This is a genomic window from Paracidovorax oryzae ATCC 19882 (assembly GCF_000687165.1).
Lineage (GTDB): Bacteria > Pseudomonadota > Gammaproteobacteria > Burkholderiales > Burkholderiaceae_C > Paracidovorax > Paracidovorax oryzae.
On record NZ_KK366049.1, the window covers coordinates 97,176 to 116,530 of the forward strand.

Annotated in this window: 16 protein-coding genes and 1 tRNA gene; 6 read left to right on the forward strand and 11 right to left on the reverse strand. The window is 69.3% G+C overall.

From position 1 onward, the window contains the following. Window positions 1–3: 3 nt before the first annotated feature. The 4 genes from T336_RS0122895 to rpoN all read right to left on the reverse strand — a co-directional run bounded on the left by T336_RS0122895 (window position 4) and on the right by rpoN (window position 3,803). Window positions 4–1,236, reverse strand: a complete 1,233-nt coding sequence (locus T336_RS0122895) for a multidrug effflux MFS transporter (RefSeq protein WP_026434258.1) — start codon at window positions 1,234–1,236, stop codon at window positions 4–6. Between the two features lie 126 nt (window positions 1,237–1,362). Next, a complete protein-coding gene (locus T336_RS0122900; RefSeq protein WP_026434259.1) occupies window positions 1,363–1,866 on the reverse strand; it encodes a copper chaperone PCu(A)C in 504 nt (167 codons plus the stop codon). A gap of 74 nt (window positions 1,867–1,940) precedes the next feature. Beyond that, window positions 1,941–2,327, reverse strand: a complete 387-nt coding sequence (locus T336_RS0122905) for a hypothetical protein (protein ID WP_026434260.1) — start codon at window positions 2,325–2,327, stop codon at window positions 1,941–1,943. Between the two features lie 69 nt (window positions 2,328–2,396). Continuing rightward, window positions 2,397–3,803, reverse strand: coding sequence for an RNA polymerase factor sigma-54 (rpoN, locus tag T336_RS0122910; protein ID WP_026434261.1), 1,407 nt, complete (start codon window positions 3,801–3,803; stop codon window positions 2,397–2,399). A 253-nt stretch (window positions 3,804–4,056) separates the two neighbouring features. Here rpoN and T336_RS0122915 point away from each other — a divergent pair, with 253 nt between their 5' ends. From T336_RS0122915 to T336_RS0122925, 3 genes are all read left to right on the forward strand, one after another. Beyond that, window positions 4,057–7,137 (forward strand): ATP-binding protein, encoded by a 3,081-nt coding sequence (locus T336_RS0122915; protein ID WP_051647419.1) that lies wholly within the window; start codon window positions 4,057–4,059, stop codon window positions 7,135–7,137. A 77-nt stretch (window positions 7,138–7,214) separates the two neighbouring features. Beyond that, window positions 7,215–8,636, forward strand: a complete 1,422-nt coding sequence (locus T336_RS0122920; RefSeq protein ID WP_026434263.1) for a sigma-54-dependent transcriptional regulator — start codon at window positions 7,215–7,217, stop codon at window positions 8,634–8,636. A 233-nt stretch (window positions 8,637–8,869) separates the two neighbouring features. Beyond that, the gene (locus T336_RS0122925) at window positions 8,870–9,163 is read left to right on the forward strand and encodes a KGG domain-containing protein (protein ID WP_026434264.1); all 294 of its coding nucleotides are present in this window, start codon (window positions 8,870–8,872) and stop codon (window positions 9,161–9,163) included. A gap of 297 nt (window positions 9,164–9,460) precedes the next feature. On the opposite strand, the gene T336_RS0122930 is transcribed toward T336_RS0122925, so the two are convergent. Further along, window positions 9,461–10,042, reverse strand: coding sequence for a TetR/AcrR family transcriptional regulator (locus tag T336_RS0122930; protein ID WP_026434265.1), 582 nt, complete (start codon window positions 10,040–10,042; stop codon window positions 9,461–9,463). An 84-nt stretch (window positions 10,043–10,126) separates the two neighbouring features. On the opposite strand from T336_RS0122930, the gene T336_RS0122935 reads away from it, so the two are divergent. Next, a complete protein-coding gene (locus T336_RS0122935; RefSeq protein WP_026434266.1) occupies window positions 10,127–10,594 on the forward strand; it encodes a nuclear transport factor 2 family protein in 468 nt (155 codons plus the stop codon). A gap of 183 nt (window positions 10,595–10,777) precedes the next feature. On the opposite strand, the gene T336_RS0122940 is transcribed toward T336_RS0122935, so the two are convergent. The 5 genes from T336_RS0122940 to T336_RS0122960 all read right to left on the reverse strand — a co-directional run bounded on the left by T336_RS0122940 (window position 10,778) and on the right by T336_RS0122960 (window position 15,237). Further along, a tRNA-Lys gene (locus T336_RS0122940) sits at window positions 10,778–10,853 on the reverse strand. Window positions 10,854–10,955: 102 nt separating this feature from the next. Then, entirely contained in the window at window positions 10,956–11,933 is a 978-nt protein-coding gene (locus tag T336_RS0122945; protein WP_019701414.1) for a GMP reductase, read from the reverse strand. A 227-nt stretch (window positions 11,934–12,160) separates the two neighbouring features. Continuing rightward, a complete protein-coding gene (locus tag T336_RS0122950) occupies window positions 12,161–12,913 on the reverse strand; it encodes a hypothetical protein (RefSeq protein WP_026434267.1) in 753 nt (250 codons plus the stop codon). Window positions 12,914–13,013: 100 nt separating this feature from the next. Next, window positions 13,014–14,015 (reverse strand): tripartite tricarboxylate transporter substrate binding protein BugE, encoded by a 1,002-nt coding sequence (locus tag T336_RS0122955; protein WP_026434268.1) that lies wholly within the window; start codon window positions 14,013–14,015, stop codon window positions 13,014–13,016. Window positions 14,016–14,058: 43 nt separating this feature from the next. Next, window positions 14,059–15,237, reverse strand: coding sequence for a M20 family metallopeptidase (locus T336_RS0122960; RefSeq protein ID WP_035227103.1), 1,179 nt, complete (start codon window positions 15,235–15,237; stop codon window positions 14,059–14,061). Window positions 15,238–15,394: 157 nt separating this feature from the next. On the opposite strand from T336_RS0122960, the gene T336_RS0122965 reads away from it, so the two are divergent. Then, window positions 15,395–16,264 carry a MurR/RpiR family transcriptional regulator gene (locus T336_RS0122965; RefSeq protein WP_026434270.1) on the forward strand — a complete coding sequence of 290 codons (870 nt, stop codon included), beginning with the start codon at window positions 15,395–15,397 and terminating at the stop codon, window positions 16,262–16,264. Window positions 16,265–16,328: 64 nt separating this feature from the next. After that, a complete protein-coding gene (locus T336_RS0122970) occupies window positions 16,329–18,785 on the forward strand; it encodes a UvrD-helicase domain-containing protein (RefSeq protein ID WP_026434271.1) in 2,457 nt (818 codons plus the stop codon). Window positions 18,786–18,821: 36 nt separating this feature from the next. Here T336_RS0122970 and T336_RS0122975 read toward each other — a convergent pair whose 3' ends face one another. Continuing rightward, window positions 18,822–19,355 carry a phage tail protein gene (locus T336_RS0122975; RefSeq protein ID WP_019701408.1) on the reverse strand — a complete coding sequence of 178 codons (534 nt, stop codon included), beginning with the start codon at window positions 19,353–19,355 and terminating at the stop codon, window positions 18,822–18,824.

The window sequence follows — 19,355 nt, forward strand, 5'->3', positions numbered from 1 at the left end:
GCTTCAGGCGGCGGTGGCCACGCGGCCGATGTCCGGCCAGCGGTGGTGCAGATAGACCCAGGCCACCAGGCCCACGCACATCATCCCCAGCGATGCGCAGGCCAGCAGCAGGGTGGAGTGCATCACCAGCGGGGCCACCACGCCCGCCACCAGGCCGTTGGCGGTGGAGCCGACGAAGGCCTGCAGCGACGAGGCCATGCCGCGGCGCTCGGGGTACAAATCCAGCACGAGCAGGGTGACGACGGGCACCATCAGCGCCCACCCGAACGCGAAGACCGCGATGGGGAACAGCGCCCACGAGACGTGCGCCGTGAACAGCGCGTTGGCCGCCAGGTTCAGCAGGGACATGACGAACATGATGAGGAAGCCGTGCCGTATCTGGCGCTTGGGCGCGATGCGGCCGGCCAGGCGGCCGCTGAGCCAGGCGCCGCCCATGATGCCCGAGATGGTCAGTATGAAGAACCAGAAGAAGTGCGTGGGCGACAGGTGCAGGTGTTCGCCGAGGAAGGCGGGGGCCGCGAGCACATAGAGGAACATGCCGTTGAACGGCACGCCGCTGGCGAGTGCCAGCAGCAGGAATCGCGGGCTGGAGCCCAGCTGCCAGTACCCCTGGAGCAGGTGGCGGGCGTTGAAGGGCTGGCGGTGGTCCGCATGCAGCGTCTCGGGCAGCAGGCGGTAGTTGGCGACCCAGAGCAGCAGCCCCACGCCGGTGAGGAACCAGAACACGCTGTGCCAGCCCGCATGGACGAACAGCCAGCCGCCCACGATGGGCGCGATGGCCGGCGCCACGCCGAAATAGATGGTGACCTGGCTCATCACCTGCTGGGCCTGGGCGGGCGGGAACATGTCCCGGATCACCGCCCGCGACACCACGATGCCTGCGCCGGCCGACAGGCCCTGCATTGCGCGGAACAGCACCAACTGGCCGATGCTTTGCGACAGGGCGCAGCCTGCGGACGCCAGCGTGAACACGGCGATGCCCCAGAGGACCACCGGCCTGCGCCCGAAACTGTCGGACAGGGCACCGTGGAACAGCGTCATGAACGCGAAGCCGAACAGGTAGGCCGACAGCGTCTGCTGCATTTCCACCGGCGTGGCGCCCAGCGCTGCCGCGATGCCCGAGAACGCCGGTATGTAGGTATCGATCGAGAACGGCCCCAGCATGCCCAGCACGGCCAGCAGGACGGCGAGGGTCCAGCGCGGGGCGCGCCAGAGATGGTGGGCGTCTGGATTCATGGCGGAAGCAGGGCGGGGCTGGGGCAGGAAGGACCCGGCCCGCGCGGCGCGGGCACCGGCGGGCAGGCGATTTTCATTATCGGGGCGAGGCTGCAGGCCGGGGGGCCGGCCTGCGTCTCCCGGGCGTCAGTGCTGGTGCGCGCCGTGGCCCGCATGGGCAGGGGCGTCCTGCGCCGGGGCGTTGGCCCCGGTCGTGCCCAGGGCGCGCACGGATGCCTGCACGTCCACCGTCTGGCGCTGGCCGTCCGCGCCTTCCAGCACGAGCTGCAGCGGCACGGTATCGCCCGCCTTCACCGGCCTGGCCAGGTCCATGAGCATGACGTGGTAGCCGCCGGGCTTGAGCTCCACGGCCTGGCCTGCGGGAAGGTCAAGCTTCTCCACGGCCCGCATTTTCATGACGTTGTCCTGCAGCTGCATTTCGTGGATTTCCGCCACGGGGGCTGCGGGGGATTTCACGCCGACGAGCTTCATCGGCTTGGCCGCGGTGATCTTCATGAAGGCGCCAGTGGCTTTTTGCTGGGGCACGGTGGCCCGGACCCAGGCGTCCTGGACGGTGGCGGTCTGGCCGTGCGCTGCCAGGCTGGCCAGGGCGGCGATGGCGACCAGGGAAGAGGAGAGGATGCGTTTCATGGGTTGATGTCCGTTGGGGGGCGCGGTGCTGCGCCCGGATGGGGAAGCCCTGCAGGGCAGGGGGCTGGAGCGCGTCAGGCTCCGGAGCGCAGGCAGCCGGGCGGCCCCCTGGCCGGCAGATGTCCGGCGGCAGGGCATGCAGGATGCGGGTTCTGCCGGCCGCAGGGGCGTGCCGCGGGCAGCGGAGCGTGCGCGAACGCACCGGCCACCACCGTGGGCGGGGCCAGTCCCGTGGGCAGGCATGCAGGGCAGTCCAGCGCATGGGCATGCGGTTGCGGTGCCGGTTCGCTTTGGTCCGCCGGGGGCACCGTGGTCCACCGCGCGGTGCCTTCCGCCGAGCAGATGCGGTCCAGGGGAGCGGCGGATAGCACCAGCGGGGACGCGCCCGACGCTGCGATCGCCCACAGGAAGCAGGCGAGCACGAATCGGCGGACGGCGAGGGCGCTGCGGAAGAACGGCATGGTGCGCCGGTGATTATGGGCCGTCCCCGCTGCCGCGGGCCCCTTGCGGCCGCCGGGGCGCCTGCCATTTCAGGGGCGTGCGGCAGCACGCTGCTCGGCGGGCGGAATGCGCAGTTGCTGCCGGTACTTGGTCACGGTGCGGCGCGCGATGCGGATGCCCTGGCGCTCGAGCTGCCGTGCGATGTCCACGTCGGAAAGCGGCCGCTGGCCGTCGTCGGCCGCCAGGATCTCCTGCACGAGCCCGCGGATGGCGGTGGGCGAGCTGTCGCGCCCGGCGGGCGTGGTCATGGCGCGGGAGAAGAAGTACTTCAGCTCGAACAGGCCGAACGGCGTCTGCAGGTACTTGTTGTTCGTCACCCGCGATACGGTGGAGACATGCACGCCCACGTCTTGCGCGATGTCCTTGAGCGCCAGCGGGCGCATGCCGATGGGGCCGTATTCCAGGAAGTGGGGCTGCCGGCGCAGGATCGCCCGGGCAACGTCCAGCACGGTGGAAAAGCGCTGCTGCACATGGCGAACGGTCCAGCGCGCCTCGGCCAGCTGCGCGGCCAGATCGCGGTGCGCGTTGCGCGCTCCGGTGTCTTCCGTGGCGGGTGTGGGGCCGTCGGGCGCATCGGCCGGCGACTGCAGCAGTTGCTGGTACTGGCGGTGGACGCGCACGCGCGGCATGACGGCATCGTTCAGCGACACGGTCCACTGGCCACGGGCCTTGTGCGCGATGACGTCGGGCACGATGTACTGCACGGGCTGGTGCCCATGGCGCCATCCCGGGTGGGGGTCCAGGTGCCGCAACCGCTCGAGTGCCTCCCGCACGGCATGCGCAGGCACGTCCAGCCGCGCCGCGAGTTGCCGCATGGCCTGCGGCCCGGACCCTTCCGCCGCCCTGGCCAGGACCGCATCGCACAGCGCACGTTGCAGGGGGCATGCGATCGCAGGCAGCTGCAGGCGCAGGCACTCCTGCAGATCGCGCGCGCCCACGCCCGCGGGCTCCAGGGCCTGCACGGTGCGCAGCGCGGCGTCCAGTTCCCCGGCCGTGGCCTCGGGCTCCACGCCGTAATCCCTGCAGAGGGAATCGAGGGGCGCCAGGAGGTAGCCGTCTTCGGACAGCTCTTCGACCACCAGGCTGGCCAGGAGGAAGGCACGGTCGGGCAGGCGCAGCAGGCGCAACTGCGCGTGCAGGTGCTCCTGCAGCGTGGTGGTCGCCGGTTCCCGGTCCAGCATGGACAGGCCGTCGCCGTTGCCGGCCTGGGGCGACCGGGAGCTCGGGGCGGCTGTCCAGGCAGGTCCGTCTTCGGGGCCCGGGGCAGCAGGCACGGCCGACTCGTCTTCCTCCAGGAACGGGTTCTCGTCCACGGCGGCCATCACGCTCTGGATGAACTCCGCAGTCGGCATCTGCAGCAGTTGCACGGCCTTCTGCAGGCGGGGCGAAAGGTGCGGGGACTGGGTCTGTCGGGCTCCAAGAGCGAGTGTCGGCATCGGACGAAGGGTTCCTCGGGCAGGCCAGCCAAACGTGGCCTTCGAACACTTCGTGCAAACACCATGCCGCCCTTGTCCGACAGTGTACGTATGGATACCTTTGCAACAATCCGACTGCCCGCCAGGAGAAGCTCTGTAACAGAGCGCAGTGAACGGGGAGTGCGGATTGCCATGCGGATCCGCAGGCGCGGCGAATGGGCCGTCCGGGCCCGGGATGCTGCTGCCGGACGGTATTAATTGCGGAAACTATTGCATGGCCCAACACACCGAATCATCGCTCCCGCCATCCGGCCCCGACGAAGACAAGGACGTCCGGGAGGCACGGGGGGACTCCGGACGAACACAGGTGCTGCCCGGATGGTCCGAGCGTGCCTGGCCTTCGGCGTCGCTGCGAACCTACCTGGTGGCCATGATCCTGGCCGCGACGCTTCCCATTGCCCTGCTGCTGACGTACAAGGTCGCTGCGGAGCTCGTGCAGGCCCGCAGCCGCCTGCAGTCCGTGCTGGGCCACAGCGCTGCCGGGCTGGCACAGACCGTGGCGCTGGACACCGCGGCCACCGTCGATGCGCTGCTGGCGCTGGGGCGCACGGATGCGCTGCAGTCCGGCCAGGCCTCTGCGCTCGAGCGCTGGCTGCGCCAGCGGCCGCCGATCAAGCCCCAGTGGCACAGCGTGTTCCTCGCGGGTGCGGACGGGCGCCTCGTGTTCGACACCGCCCGGCCTGAGGGCGATCGTGCGCAGGACGCGACCATCGAAGCGCTGGCGCGCAGGGCGTCGTCGGAACGCCGCGCGGCGCTGTCGGAGGCCGTGGACATGGGCTCCGCCGGGGCCGAAGTGGCGCTGGCCGTGCCGGTGCGCCTTGCGGGCGTGGATGGCTATGTGCTCGGCGCCCGCATGGACGCGCAGGCCTGGCAGAGGCTGCTGTCCACGGCCACGCCGCCGGAAGGGGGCTTCATCGCGCTGGTGGACTCCCGCCAGAACGTGGTCGCCGCTGCAGGCCATCTGGCGCGCGGCCGGCAGCTCCTGCCGACGGGGGTGGAGCGTGTGCAGGCCCGCATGGGCGAGCACGGCATCGCCGAGCCCGCGGTGGCGACCTGGCGGCCGGTGGCGCATTACGGCTGGCAGGTGAGCGTGGGCGTGCCGGCGGCACCCATCGAGGCGGCCGAGCGCCGCACCGTGCTGTCCGCGATCGCCACCATGGGGGCCTGCCTGGTGCTGGGCGTGGCACTGGCCTTCCTGCTGGCGTGGCGCATCGCCCAGCCGCTGCAGATGCTGGCGCGGGCGCAGCGCCTGCCGCCTTCGCTGCGCATCCCCGTGCGGGAGATCGCACTGCTGCGCGACGCGCTCTGGACGGCGCAGCGGCGCGATGCCACCACGCGGCAGCGGCTGCAGGCCAAGGCCGCGGAATTCGAGGCCCTGTTCGAGAACACACCCATCGGGCTGGCATTCGCCGATGGGGCGCATTGCGGCCATGTGGTGCTCAATCCCGTGATGCGGGGCCTGCTGGGCGTGGCGGACGAAGAGGACGGCCGGGAGACGCCGGCCCGGATCTTCCGCGGCGGAAAGGAACTCGCGCCTGAGGAGCAGCCCCTGATGCTGGCATGCCGCCTGGCGCAACCCGTCGGCCCCATGGAGCTGGAGATCCGCGTGCCGGGGCGGGCGCCCATGTCGGTCGTGGCCAGCGCCGTGCCGCTGCTCGACGAGCAGGGAAGGCCGCGGGGTGCCCTCAGCGCGGTGACGGACATCACCGAACTGCTGCAGGTGATGGCCCTCTGGCTGGCCGCGGACCGCAAGCGGCAGGAAAAGCAGAGCCTGATCGACCTGGCCTGCGAAGCGGGCTACGTGGGTTTTTTCGAATACCGCTTCCGGCCATCGGAACTGGTGTGGACGGCGGGCCAGGAGGGGCTGTTCGGGCGCGACCCGGCGGCTTTGGCGGCGGAAGGCGGGGGGCCGCCCGGGCTGAGGGCCTGGAGCGCGCTCGTGCATGCGGACGACTGTGCCCGGCTGCGCCGTTCGCTGGCGCGGTCGCTGCGCACGCGAAGCGCCCGGGCCCAGCTGGAATACCGCATCGCCGCCGCCCCCGACGACGCGCCCCGCTGGCTGTCCAGCCGGCTGCTGCTGCGCTACGGCGTCCACGGCCGCCCCGAGCAGGTCGTGGGCATCACGGTGGATGTCACCGAGCAGAAGAACGCGGAGCGGCGGCGCGCGCTGCAGTCCGAGCAGGAGCAGGCGGCGCGGCGGCAGGCCGAGGCCGCCAGCCGGGCCAAGGACGAGTTCCTGACCATGCTGAGCCATGAGTTGCGCAATCCGCTGGCGGCCATCGCGGCCGCATCCGACGTGCTCTCCACCGGTGCGGGCGGGCCGGAGACGACGAGCCAGGCCCTGGGCATCATCCAGCGCCAGACCCAGCACCTGGCGAGCATGATGCGCGACCTGCTGGATGTCAGCCGCGTGCTGCGCGGCAGCGCCGTGCTCGCGCGCCGGCCCACCGACCTGGCCGAGCGGGTGCGGAGCGTGCGCGAGTCGCTGTCCGTCGGTGGCACGATGCGACGCCACACCTGGACGTTCGACCTGCAGCCGGCCTGGATCAACGGCGATGCCACGCGCATCGAGCAGGTGATCGTGAACCTGCTGCAGAACGCCATCAAGTACACGCCCGAGGGCCGCGGCATCGATGTGAGCGTGTCGTGCTCGGAGGACGAGGCCGTGCTGCGCGTGGCGGACGGGGGCGACGGCATCGACGAGGAACTGCTGCCGCACATCTTCGACCTGTTCCGCCAGGGAGAGCGTATGCTGGACCGGCAGGACGGCGGCCTGGGCGTGGGCCTGACGCTGGTGCAGCACCTGGTGGAGCAGCACGGCGGCGTGATCGACGTCGCCACCTCGGAGGACGGGACGGTGTTCACGGTGCGCTGGCCACGGGTGGCGCCTGCCAGCGCCGCCGCGCCCGCGGATGCCATGGCGGCGCGCCCGCACGGTCCTTCGCGGCGCATCGTTCTGGTGGAGGACAATGCGGACATGCTGCGCTCCGTGAGCGCCTACCTGCGCGGCAGGGGGCACACGGTGCATGCGGCCGAGGACGGGCTCGACGGGCTGGTCCTGATCATCGCCGAACGGCCGGACGTGGCCATCGTCGATATCGGGCTGCCGGGCGTGGACGGGTACGAGATCGCGCTGCGCGCACGCGCGGCGGGGTATGCCGGGCGGATGGTGGCCGTGTCGGGCTACGGCCAGGCGCAGGACATTTCCAAGGCGCGGAAAGCTGGATTTGATGAGTACCTCATCAAACCGATCACGATGGAACAATTACAAAACGCAATGGACCGCACGCCTTGACGGGTGCAGAGTCCACATGCATCTGTATTGGCGCGGTGTGCGGACGGCTGCACCGCGGCAAGCATCCTGGAGGACTCATGGGTTTGGCTCTGATCGTGGACGATGACGCCGATGCGGCGGACATGCTGGCGGCGCTGTGCAGCGCCGAGGGCTATCACGCTGCCACGGCGCACACGCTGGAGGCCGCGCGCAAGAAGATGGTGCTGCAGCCGCCGGACGTGGTGCTGCTCGACCTGCACCTGCCGGACGGCAATGGGCTGTCATTCATGAACGAGCAATCGCTGCGCTCGAACACGCAGGTGGTGCTGGTCACGGGGCATGCGACGCTGGAGACGTCGATCCAGGCGCTGCGCCTCGGCGCGGCCGACTACCTCGTGAAGCCCGTGAGCCTGCCGCAGCTGCGCGGGGTGCTGTCGCGCGTGATGCCCCCTGCGGCGATCGCCGCGGAGATCGAATCCTGGCGCAAGACGGTGGACGATACCGGCCGGTTCGGCCATCTGGTGGGGCGCTCGGCCTGCATGCGGCGGGTGTACGAGCAGATCGCGCGCGTGGCCGGCACTTCGGTCACGGTGTTCGTGACCGGCGACAGCGGGACCGGCAAGGAACTCGTGGCGCGCACGGTGCATGACCTCAGCCGGCGGCGCTCGCAGCCCTTCCTGGCCATCAACTGCGGAGCGATCTCGCCCCAGCTGATGGAAAGCGAGATATTCGGCCACGAGAAGGGCAGCTTCACGGGCGCGGAGCGCCAGCATCAGGGCTTTTTCGAGCGCGCGCACGGCGGCACGCTGTTCCTGGATGAAGTGACCGAAATGCCCATGGAATTGCAGGTCAAGCTGCTCCGGGTGCTGGAAACCGGCACCTTCATGCGCGTGGGCTCCACCGTGGAGCGCGCCACCGACGTGCGCATCGTGGCAGCGACCAATCGCGATCCCCTGTCCGCCGTGGCGGGCGGGGCCCTGCGCGAGGACCTGTTCTACCGGCTGAACGTATTCCCGATCGAGCTGCCGCCGCTGCGCGAGCGCGCCGAGGACATCGGGCTGCTGAGCAGCCATTTCCTGGCGGCGATCGGGCAGAAGGAAGGCCGGTCCAAGCGGCTGGAGCCCCAGGCCCTGGAGCGCCTGGAACGCTACCGCTGGCCCGGCAACGTGCGCGAGCTGCGCAACGTGATGCAGCGCGCCTACGTGATGGCGGAGGGCGATGCGATCACCGCGCAATGGCTTCCGACCAATGGTGCCGAAGCCGATGCAGCGCCCGTTTCCGGGGGCCGGGCGGCGCGCGTGCCCGTGGAGGACGACGGCGCCGAATCCGCGGGCCAGCTGCGCGTGGACGTGGGCACCTCGATCGCGGACGTGGAGCAGCAACTCATCCTGCGCACGCTGCGGCATTTCGACAACCACAAGGAGCGTGCCGCAGCGGCCCTCGGCGTGAGCCTCAAGACCCTCTACAACAAGCTCAAGGCTTACGAGAGCACGGCCGCGGACTCCTCTTCCACGCGCTGAGCGCGCAGGCCGGTCGGCCTCAGGCACGCCGTTTGCCCGCCCATTCATGCCTGGCTGCCCCGCCAGGCGCGCCCCTCTTGAGCCCGCCGACCAAGGCGGGCTCTTTTTTTGCGGGGTGCATGGCCAGTACCGCCGGGCACGCCGTTTGCCCTGAGTCATTGCGTAGGCCCGGCCGCTGCGGCGCCGGACTGCAATTTCCATCCATTTCCTATTTTTGTTGAGAGGAGCGGTACATGGCCAATGACCCAACGAACGAACGCGATACGGGCAAGCAAGCACAGGCGGAAGAGGCGCTGAAGCAGGGAGCCCGCCGTGCCGGTCCGGCCCGGCGGGGGTTCGCGGGCATGGACCCGGCCCGCCAGCGCGAGATCGCGTCCCTGGGGGGGCGCGCAGCCCACGCCAGCGGCAACGCCCACCAGTTCACGTCGGAAGAAGCCCGCGAGGCTGGCCGCAAGAGCCATCGCAAGTCCGCGGCTGCCAACGGGGCTGCCGCAGGTGGCGCCAGCGCTGGTGCCGCTTCGTCCTGATCGGCGGGGCAGGTGTTGCTTCCTGCCGCACCGACACTCGCCGACGGAATGAAAGAAAGCCCGCCTCCTGGCGGGCTTTTTTTTCGTCGGTACCTCGCCAGGGGGGGCGGATTTCTTCGGGCGCAGGCGCCGGGGATTTCTTGCAGTAAAAACGCCTTTCCGGGGCCCGCGCCGCCGTGGGGGCGGGCGGGGGAGGGGGTGCCCGCCGTGCCGGCATGCGGAAAGGCGCGATTCAATTCGCGCCGGCTCATGCATTCCTGCAGCGTTCGGGCCACTGGGCCACTGCATCGCCGGAAATCAGTGTTGCCGCATCACCCCTTTCTGAGAACGGAGCACTGACTTGAGGTCTTCCATCACGGCATCGACGCCGTGACCCATCTGCGCATGGACGATGGCGCCATCGACAGCCAGGGACAACGCGCTTCCCGCAAGTCCCGCGTCGCCAATGAACAGGTTCTCCAGGACGCAGGCCATCTCCTGCTTGTGGCGTCGAACGGTGGCCAGGATCTCCGGGTCGGACGAACCCAACTCGGCCGCTGCGTTGAGGAATGCACAACCCCGGAAGTCCGGCTGGCTGAACCAGTTTCCGAGGGTCGTGACAAGTGCATCCAATGCTGACGAGCCGGTAGCCGTGGCCTCCTTCAAGCTGTTTCTGAACCAAGCCATCCATTTTGCATGGCGGTAATCCAGGTACGCCCGGACCAGATCGTCCTTGCTCGCGTACTGCCGGTAGAAAGTCACTTTGCTGACCGAGGACCGCTCGATGATTTTGTCCACTCCAGTGGCTCGGATGCCTTCGCCGTAGAAGAGCGCATGGGCCGCCACCAGGATGCGTTCGCGGGGAGGGAGCGATTCCGGAACACGTTCAGGGGTTGTCATGCCTCCATTGTAGACAGATCGTTCCACCTGCTTTACGATCGGCCATGTAGACAAGTCGTTCTACATCATCTGAAAGGTCTCATCATGGAAACTCGCCCGCCCCTTCCTCCCTTCTCGCTGACAAGCGCAGTCCAGAAAGTCCGTCTGGCCGAAGATGGCTGGAACACGCGCGACGCGGCCAAGGTTGCACTGGCATACACGCTGGACACGCAATGGCGCAACCGGGCCGAGTTCGCCAATGGCCGGGCGGAGGCCCAGGCCTTCCTCGAGAGAAAGTGGAAGAAGGAGCTCGATTACCGGCTGATCAAAGAGCTCTGGCTGTACGGAGACACTCGCATCGCAGTCCGGTACGCCTACGAGTGGCACGATGACGCCGGCCACTGGTTCCGGTCCTATGGCAACGAAAACTGGGAATTCGCTGCCGACGGACTCATGCAGCGGCGTTTTGCCTGCATCAACGACATGCCGATCCAGGAGTCGGAGCGCAAGTTTCACTGGCCGCTGGGTCGCCGGCCCGATGACCATCCCGGACTGTCGGACCTTGGCCTGTGAACGGGGCGCTGGCCTGCGGCCTGTGATGGAGGTGGCAGGCCAGCCGAGCCTGGTGCGCATGCAACCGGTGAGGCCCCTGTCGGCGCTGCCGGGCGCTCGCGAACCGAAAAAGGAAACAGGGAATGAAAAAAGCCGGGGCTACCTTTCGATAGCACCGGCTTTAGTAGCCTTGCGGCTTTGTGGTGGTGGGTCCTGAGTGACTCGAACACTCGACCTACGGATTAAGAGTCCGCTGCTCTACCAACTGAGCTAAGAACCCACAGTAACCTTTGAAACTGTGTCTGCTGCGCTGCAGAGCCTCGAATTATGCACTACTTTTTGTGCGGCCTGCAAGAAGCCGCACAAAAAAGTTTTCGGCACCTCACATCAGCAGGTGTTCGCCCGCGTTGTCGCCGCCCAGGATCACGTAGTTCACCTTGCGGATGTCCATGAGCTTGCGGCCGCCGGAGTAGCTGATGGAGCTCTGCACGTCCTGTTCCATCTCCACCAGGGTGTCCGCGAGGCGGCCCTTGATGGGCTCGAGGATGCGCTTGCCTTCCACGTGCTTGTACTCGCCCTTGTTGAAGTCGCTGGCGGAGCCGTAGTATTCCTTGAACTGCTCGCCATCCACTTCCACGGTCTTGCCGGGGGATTCCTCGTGGCCCGCGAACAGCGAGCCGATCATGACCATGGTGGCGCCGAAGCGGATGCTCTTGGCGATGTCGCCGTGGCTGCGGATGCCGCCGTCGGCGATGATCGGCTTGGTGGCCACGCGGGCGCACCACTTGAGCGCCGAGAGCTGCCAGCCGCCGGTGCCGAAGCCGGTCTTGAGCTTGGTGATGCACACCTTGCCCGGGCCCACGCCCACCTTGGTCGCGTCCGCGCCCCAGTTCTCCAGGTCGATGATCGCCTCGGGCGTGGCCACGTTGCCGGCGATGATGAAGGCCTGCGGCAGGTGCTGCTTGAGGTAGGCGATCATGGCCTTCACCGTGTCGGCATGGCCGTGGGCGATGTCGATGGTGATGTATTCGGGGCAGAGGCCTTCCGCCACGAGCCGGTCCACCGTGTCGTAGTCGGGCTGCTTCACGCCCAGCGAGATGGAGGCGAAGCAGCCGGCCGCGTGCATGTCGCGCACGAACTGCACGTTGTCGAGGTCGAAGCGGTGCATGACGTAGAAGTAGCCGTTGCTGGCGAGCCAGCGGCAGATCTTCTCGTCCACCACCGTCTTCATGTTCGCCGGCACCACCGGAAGGCGGAAGCTGCGCTGCCCGAGGGTGACGCTGGCGTCGCACTCGGATCGGCTCTCCACGCGGCATTTGCGCGGCAGCAGCAGGACGTTGTCGTAGTCGAAGATTTCCATGAGATTTCCAAGCTCCTGTGAAAGGTCGCGGAGGACCGTTTTCCCCCGCGATGGGGCGCTTGGCTTGGAGGCCGGTCGTGCGGGCGGGCCGTGAAGGCCTCTGCCGAACCCTGCTGTGCGCAGGCACAAAAAAACCGGACGTCAAGAAACTTGGGCCCGGTGACTGATTCTACCCCTGCCGCCCGCAGGCCGGGCGCACCGGGCAGGTTGGCGGACGGGGCGCAGGGTTACTGCGGTTTTCCGGCATCGCGGGCGGGGCAATGGGCCCGCGCCGCCGCGACCACGGTGCCGCCTGCATCCTGCAGCCAGCCCACGGCGCCGAGCCGGTCCGGGTCGGCACCGTCGGGGATGCGCATGGGCCGCAGCTCCGACCATCCGGCGCGCGGCGCTGCCGTGCCGGCCTCCCAGGTGCCCTGCAGCGCGTTGCGCACGATGTGGCGCTCGGCGGCATTGCCTTCCGCTCCGGCGGCCACGGTTTCGACCAGCAGCAGTGTGAAGGCATAGCGGGTGCCGGCGCGGACATGCGGGGCAGGGGCCTTGCCCCCGGGCCGCGGCAGGGCGATGGTGGCGCCGACATAGCCGTTGACGGGCGGGCCCAGGGCCACGCGCAGCCGACCCGGCAAGGGGGCCGCGGGAGCGATGTCGGTGATGGCGGTGTCGGTGGCCGCGGGCGGGTCGCGGCGCAGCGCCTGCAGGCGCTCCAGCGCATCGCGCGTGGCGGCGGCGGACAGGGGAGCATCGTCGCCCTGGCGGCCCGGCACGATCCAGTCCAGTACCAGGGCCCGGCTGCCGGGGGCCGTGGCCGGCGCATCGGCCCAGCAGGCGGCGCAATCGGCGCTGAGGAAGCGCTCGTAGAGCACGTGTGGCGCGGCCTTGCCGTCGCTGCTGCACGCGGTCCACTGGGCCGCAGCGGACGAGGGGGCCGTGGCCATCCAGGCCGGGGCGAGGCAGAGGAGCAGGGCGGGGAGAGTGGTGCGCATCGGCGGGTCCTGGGGCTGTGCGGTAGGGTGCCGCGCATGTTCCCACAAGACGCGCCGCGGCGCAGGACCGCTTCGCTGCGCTGCGCCGTGCCAGCCGCTCCTATTCCGGCTTGATGTTGGCCTTGCGCACCACCTCGCCGTAGGAGGCGAGGCGGTCGGACATCATCTTCTCGAAGGCGGCGGGCGACATCTCTTCGGGCGGAATCACGCCGCGGGTCTTGAGGTTCTCGACCATGGCGGGCTCCGTCGCCGCCTTGCGGATGGCCTTGTGCAGCGTGGCGACGACGGCGGCGGGCGTGCCGGCCGGGGCGGCGATGCCGGTCCACGAGGGCTGGTTGAGGCCGGGGAAGCCCAGTTCCTTGAAGGTCGGTACGTCGGGCAACTGGGCCACGCGCGTGTCCGATGCCACGGCCAGGGCACGCAGCTTGCCGGCCTGGATGTGCTGCAGGAACACCACCAGGTTGTCGAGTGCGAACTGCACCTCGCCTGCCAGGATGGCCGTGACGTAGGGCGAGCCGCCGCGGTAGGGGATGTGGACGCCCTTGGCGCCCACGGCCAGAAGGAAGGCCTCTGCATTGATCTGGCCCATGCTGCCGGCGCCGGCCGTGGCGAAGTTGACCTGGCCGGGATGGGCCTTGAGGTAGGCCACGAACTCGGCGGAGGTCTTGGCCGGCACGCTGGGATGCACCACCAGCACGTTGGGCTGGCGGCCCAGGATGGCGATGTTCTCGAAGTCCTTGATCGGGTCGTAGCCCAGCTTGGGCTGCACCAGCGGGTTGGCCAGGTGGCTGCTCTGCGACGAGACGACCAGGGTGTAGCCGTCGGCTGGAGCGCGGGCGACCAGCTGCGTGCCGATGGAGCCGCCCGCGCCGGGCTTGTTGTCCACCACGATCGGCACGCCCAGGATCCGGCCCAGCGATTCGGTGTACTGGCGCGCCATCACGTCGACGGAGCCACCGGGCGGGAAGGGCACGACCAGCGTGATCGGGCGGCTGGGGTACTTGTCACCGGCCGCGAAGGCGGGCAGGGCGGCAGCGCTGGCGAGGCCCAGGCCGGTGGCGAGGATCTGGCGGCGGGTGGCAGGGGGGCGTTCGAAGGACATAGGTCTCGGAAAGGTCAGGAAAACAAAAAAGGTGGACGCCGGCTCAGCCCAGCGCCAGCAGCGTGAGCGCGAGCGCCTGGGCGCGGGGCACGAAGGTGGTGAGGTCGCAGAATTCGCGCTCGCTATGGGCGTAGCCGCCCACGGGGCCCAGTGCGCACAGGGAGGGGATGCCCATGTTCGACGTGATGCCGCTGTCGGCCGCGCCGCCGGTGGCCTCGCCCTCGACGGTGAAGCCGACCTGCTCCGCGCAGCGCTGGTAGGTCTGCAGCAGCGCGTCGGGCGTGCGGGCCATGGGCAGGGTGCCGGTCTTGGCGACGATGCGGCCGCTGGTGCGGGGCAGGGATTCTTCTTCGATGACGGCCTGGATGCGCGCGAGCACGCCTTCCAGGTCGTTGCCGGCGGTGTAGCGCAGGTCCACGTGTGCCGAGGCCAGCGGAGCCACCACGTTGGAGGCCATGCCGCCCTGGATGAAGCCCACGTTCACCGTGATGCCGGGCTCGCAGCCGTTCAGCGCATGCAGCGCCAGGATCTTGCGGGCCAGCGCGTCGATGGCGCTCGCGCCCTGTGCGGGGTTGATGCCGGCGTGCGCGGCGACGCCCTGCACCTCGAAATCGATGCGGTAGGAGCCCTTGCGCTCGTTGACCACGTTGCCGCTGATGCGGCCGGGTTCGGCGTTGAGCACGGCGCGGGCGCCCTGCACGTGCTCGCGGATGACGGTGCGGCAGGCGGGCGAGCCCACCTCTTCGTCGGCGGTGAACAGCAGGTGCACCGGGGTGGCGTTGCCGCCGAAGCGTGCCAGGGCCTCGGCCACGAAGACGTTCATCACCAGGCCCGATTTCATGTCGGCAACGCCGGGGCCGAAGGCCTTGCCGCCTTCCACCCGCCAGGGGCGCTGCGCGGCCGTGCCGAGCGGGAAGACCGTGTCCATGTGTCCCATGAGCTGGTAGTGGCCCGAGGCGGCGGCGTTGCTGCCCGGCACCCTGGCCAGGATGCACTCTCCCCAGCCCGGCTCGGGCAGGGTCTGCACGGCGATGCCGGCGGCCTCCAGGCGGCCGCGCAACACCGCGGCGACCCGGCGCACGCCCTCTTCATGGCCGCTGCCGCTGTCGATGTTCACGACCTGCGCCAGCAGGTCGGCCATGGCCTGCTCCTGCGAGGCGAGCCAGTCGAGCAGGGGCTGGGCGGAGGCGGGGACGGCAGGCGCGGAGGAGATGGCGATCATGGTCGGGCAGCGTTTCGGCAGCGGGGAATGATTGAAATGGAAATTTCATAAATCATATTGTTTTGCAATGGGTGTTGCAATGGCGGTGTGCATCCTGCGTGACGCGCCGTGCACAATCGGCGCCAACCGGCACGCTGCCCGCATCTCCTTCCCACCCATGCTCCTGACCGAACGGCTCGCCGCCCAGGCCGCCTCCCTGACCGCCAGCGAGCGAGCGCTGGCCGACGACCTGCTGCGCCACTACCCTGACGGGCTGCTGGATTCCGCCAGTGCGATCGCGGCGCGCACGGGCACGAGCGCTTCCACGGTAGTGCGGATGTTTTCCAAGCTGGGCTACGGCAGCCTGGCCGAGGTGCGGCGCGAGGCGCGGTCCGAGGTCACCTCGCGCCTGCAGACCGCCGCGCAGCGCGCACCCGCCACCCTGGGCGCCGGGCGCAGCCTGGCCGAGTGCGTGGACGATGCGCTGCTGCACGACCAGCACAACCTGGCCGCCACGCGGCAGGGCCTGGACATGTCCGCCTTCGACGCCGTGGTAAGGCAACTGGCACAGGCCCGGGGCCGTGTGTACCTGCTGGCCGAGAAGAACAGCGCGCCCGTCGCCAGCCACCTGGCCACGCACCTGAACATGTGCCGCCCGGGCGTGCAGGACCTGGGCGCGGGGGCGCCGTTCGCGGTGGACCGGATGCTGTGGGTGCAGCCGCAGGATGTGCTGCTGGTGTTCACCATCCGCCGCTATTCGCGTGGCGGCCTGCTGGCGGCGCAGCATTTCCGCGCGCAGGGCGCCACCGTGGTGGCGCTCACGGACAGCCCGGTGGCACCTGTCGTGCAGCATGCGCACCACACGCTGGTGGCGCGCACGGCCAATGCGTCGCCGTTCGACTCCTACACCGCGGCCTTCTTCCTGTGCAATGCCCTGGTGTCGGCGGTGGCGCAGCTGCGCCACGGCGCGGTGCAGGAGGCGCTGGAGCGGCGCGATGCGCTGTGGAAGCAGTTCGAGTCCGACGCGCTGGACGGCCTGCTGACGTAAGCACAGGCCCGAGGGCTTGACCCCGCTGGCCGGGCGGAGGCGGCCGGGTTCCTACAATGGCGGGATGCTCCCACACGACCTGTTTTCCGGCGCGCCAGCGCCTTTCGGCGCTGCCGAGCCGGGCCCCGCGGCCGCGCCGGCCGCCGCGTCGCCCCTGCTGCAGAACCTGAACGACGAGCAGCTTGCCGCCGTCACGCTGCCTGCGGGCCACGCCCTGATCCTGGCCGGTGCGGGCTCCGGCAAGACCCGCGTGCTCACCACGCGCATCGCCTGGCTGCTGCAGAACGGCTACGCCTCGCCCGGCGGTATCCTTGCCGTCACCTTCACCAACAAGGCTGCGAAGGAAATGACGGCGCGCCTCTCGGCCATGCTGCCGGTGAACGTGCGCGGCATGTGGATCGGCACCTTCCACGGCCTGTGCAACCGGTTGCTGCGCGCCCACCACAAGTCGGCAGGGCTGCCCGCCACCTTCCAGATCCTGGACACGCAGGACCAGCTCTCGGCCGTGAAGCGGCTGTGCAAGCAGTTCAACATCGACGAAGAGCGCTTTCCCCCGAAGCAGATGGCCTACTTCATCAGCGGCTGCAAGGAAGAGGGACTGCGGCCCGGCGACGTGGATGCGCGCGATGCGGACGGGCGCAAGAAGGTGGAGCTCTACCAGCTCTACGAAGAGCAGTGCCAGCGCGAGGGCGTGGTGGATTTCGGCGAGCTGATGCTGCGCAGCTATGAACTGCTGCGCGACAACGACCCGATCCGCGCGCACTACCAGCGGCGCTTCCAGCACATCCTGGTGGACGAGTTCCAGGACACGAACAAGCTGCAGTACGCCTGGCTCAAGCAGATCGCGGGCGACGTGGTGGACGGCCGCCTCGTCACGCACGGCAGCGTGCTGGCGGTGGGCGACGACGACCAGAGCATCTACGCCTTCCGGGGCGCGCGCGTGGGCAACATGCAGGATTTCGTGCGCGAATTCGACGTGCGCCACCAGATCAAGCTGGAGCAGAACTACCGCAGCTACAGCAACATCCTGGATTCGGCCAACGCCCTCATCAGCCACAACAGCCGCCGCCTGGGCAAGAACCTGCGCACCACGCAGGGGCCCGGCGAGCCCGTGCGCGTGTATGAAGCACCCACCGATCTGGCGGAGGCGCAATGGATGGTGGACGAGATCCGCCAGCTCGCGCGCAACGACGGTTTCGAACGGCGCGAGATCGCGGTGCTCTACCGCAGCAACGCGCAGAGCCGGGTGATCGAGTCGGCGCTGTTCAATGCCGCGGTGCCCTACCGCGTGTACGGCGGCCTGCGCTTCTTCGAGCGCGCGGAAATCAAGCATGCGCTGGCCTACCTGCGCCTGCTGGAGAACCCGCACGACGACACGAGCTTCATGCGCGTGGTGAACTTCCCGCCGCGCGGCATCGGTGCGCGCACGGTCGAGGTGCTGCAGGACGCGGCGCGGCAGGCCGGCTGTTCGCTGCACGATGCCGTGAGCGCCGTGCCCGGCAAGGCGGGCGCCAACCTGGGCGCGTTCGTCGCCATGGTGGATGTGATGCGCGAGCAGACCCAGGGCCAGACGCTGCGCGGCATCATCGGCCAGATGCTCGAATCGAGCGGCCTGGTGGAGCACTACCGCGCCGAGAAGGAGGGCGCGGACCGGTTGGAGAACCTGGACGAGTTGATCAATGCGGCCGAAAGCTTCGTCACGCAGGAGGGCTTCGGCCGCGACGCCGTCGCGCTGCCGGTGGACGAGCACGGCGCCAGCCTGCGCCAGAGCCCGGCGAGCCAGGGCATCGATCCCTCCCTGCCCGTGGTGGACGAGCCGCTGCCGGGCGGCGTGAATGCCGATACCGGCGAGACGCTCTCGCCCCTGGCCGCCTTCCTCACGCACGCGGCGCTGGAAGCCGGCGACAACCAGGCCCAGGCGGGGCAGGACGCCGTGCAGCTCATGACGGTGCATGCGTCCAAGGGGCTGGAGTTCGATGCCGTGTTCATCGGCGGCATGGAGGAGGGACTTTTCCCGCACGAGAACGCCATGAGCGACCGCGAGGGCCTGGAGGAAGAGCGCCGCCTGATGTACGTGGCGATCACCCGCGCGCGCAAGCGGCTCTACCTGAGCCACTCGCAGACGCGGCTGCTGCACGGGCAGACGCGCTACAACATCAAGAGCCGGTTCTTCGACGAACTGCCCGAGGCGGCGCTGAAATGGATCACGCCCAAGCAGCAGGGCTTCGGCAGCTTCGCGCCGCAGGCAGGCGGCCGGGGCGGGAGTGGTGGGGCGCCGTGGGGCGGCTTCGGGTCGGGGGGCAGATCAGAGACCTTCGCGAGCCCGCCCGTGCCGGCGCAGAAGGCGCCGCCCGCGCATGGGCTGCGCGTGGGCCTGGCGGTGTTCCACACCAGGTTCGGCGAGGGCAAGGTGCTGTCGCTCGAAGGCTCGGGCGACGATGCGCGTGCGCAGGTGAACTTCCCGCGGCATGGCACCAAGTGGCTGGCGCTGTCGGTGGCCAAGCTGACGGTGGTGGAGTGACGCGGAGGGTGATGCCTTCCGCGCCGGCCCGGCCGGTCAGTTGCGCGACGGGAATACGCCCTGCAGGGCGATGATGAAATTGAGGCAGAGGTAGGGCTGCATGTTCTCGTGGGGCATGCTGCTTCCGGCGACGTTGGTCGAGGCGCCAGCCAGGGTACCGTCGGGGCCCTGGTCGGTGTATTGGTCATTGCGCTGGTCGGACGCGGCGAGATAGCGGCCGTTGGGGGCCGCGGAGTTCCCAGGATTGCTGCTCACGGCGACCGAGGCGGTGTGCACATGCGCCGGCATCTGGCTGTTCTGCAATGTCACTGTCTCCTGCCCGCCTACCTGTCCCTGAACATAGTTCATCGACACTCCCGGGCTCTGTCCCGGGCCCAGCGGGACCCGTCCCCGCAGGTCGGGCAGCGCGAACGTCGTCACGCCGTTGCCTCCATAGGTCGTACCCAGCAGGGAAAAAAGCGCGCTGTTCTGCGAGATGGACAGGAGCTGCCCCTGGCAGAACGCCCAGCCTTTGGGGGGGAAGTTGCCGGCGAACATGCTGATTTCGCCGATGTACGGATCCATGGCCAT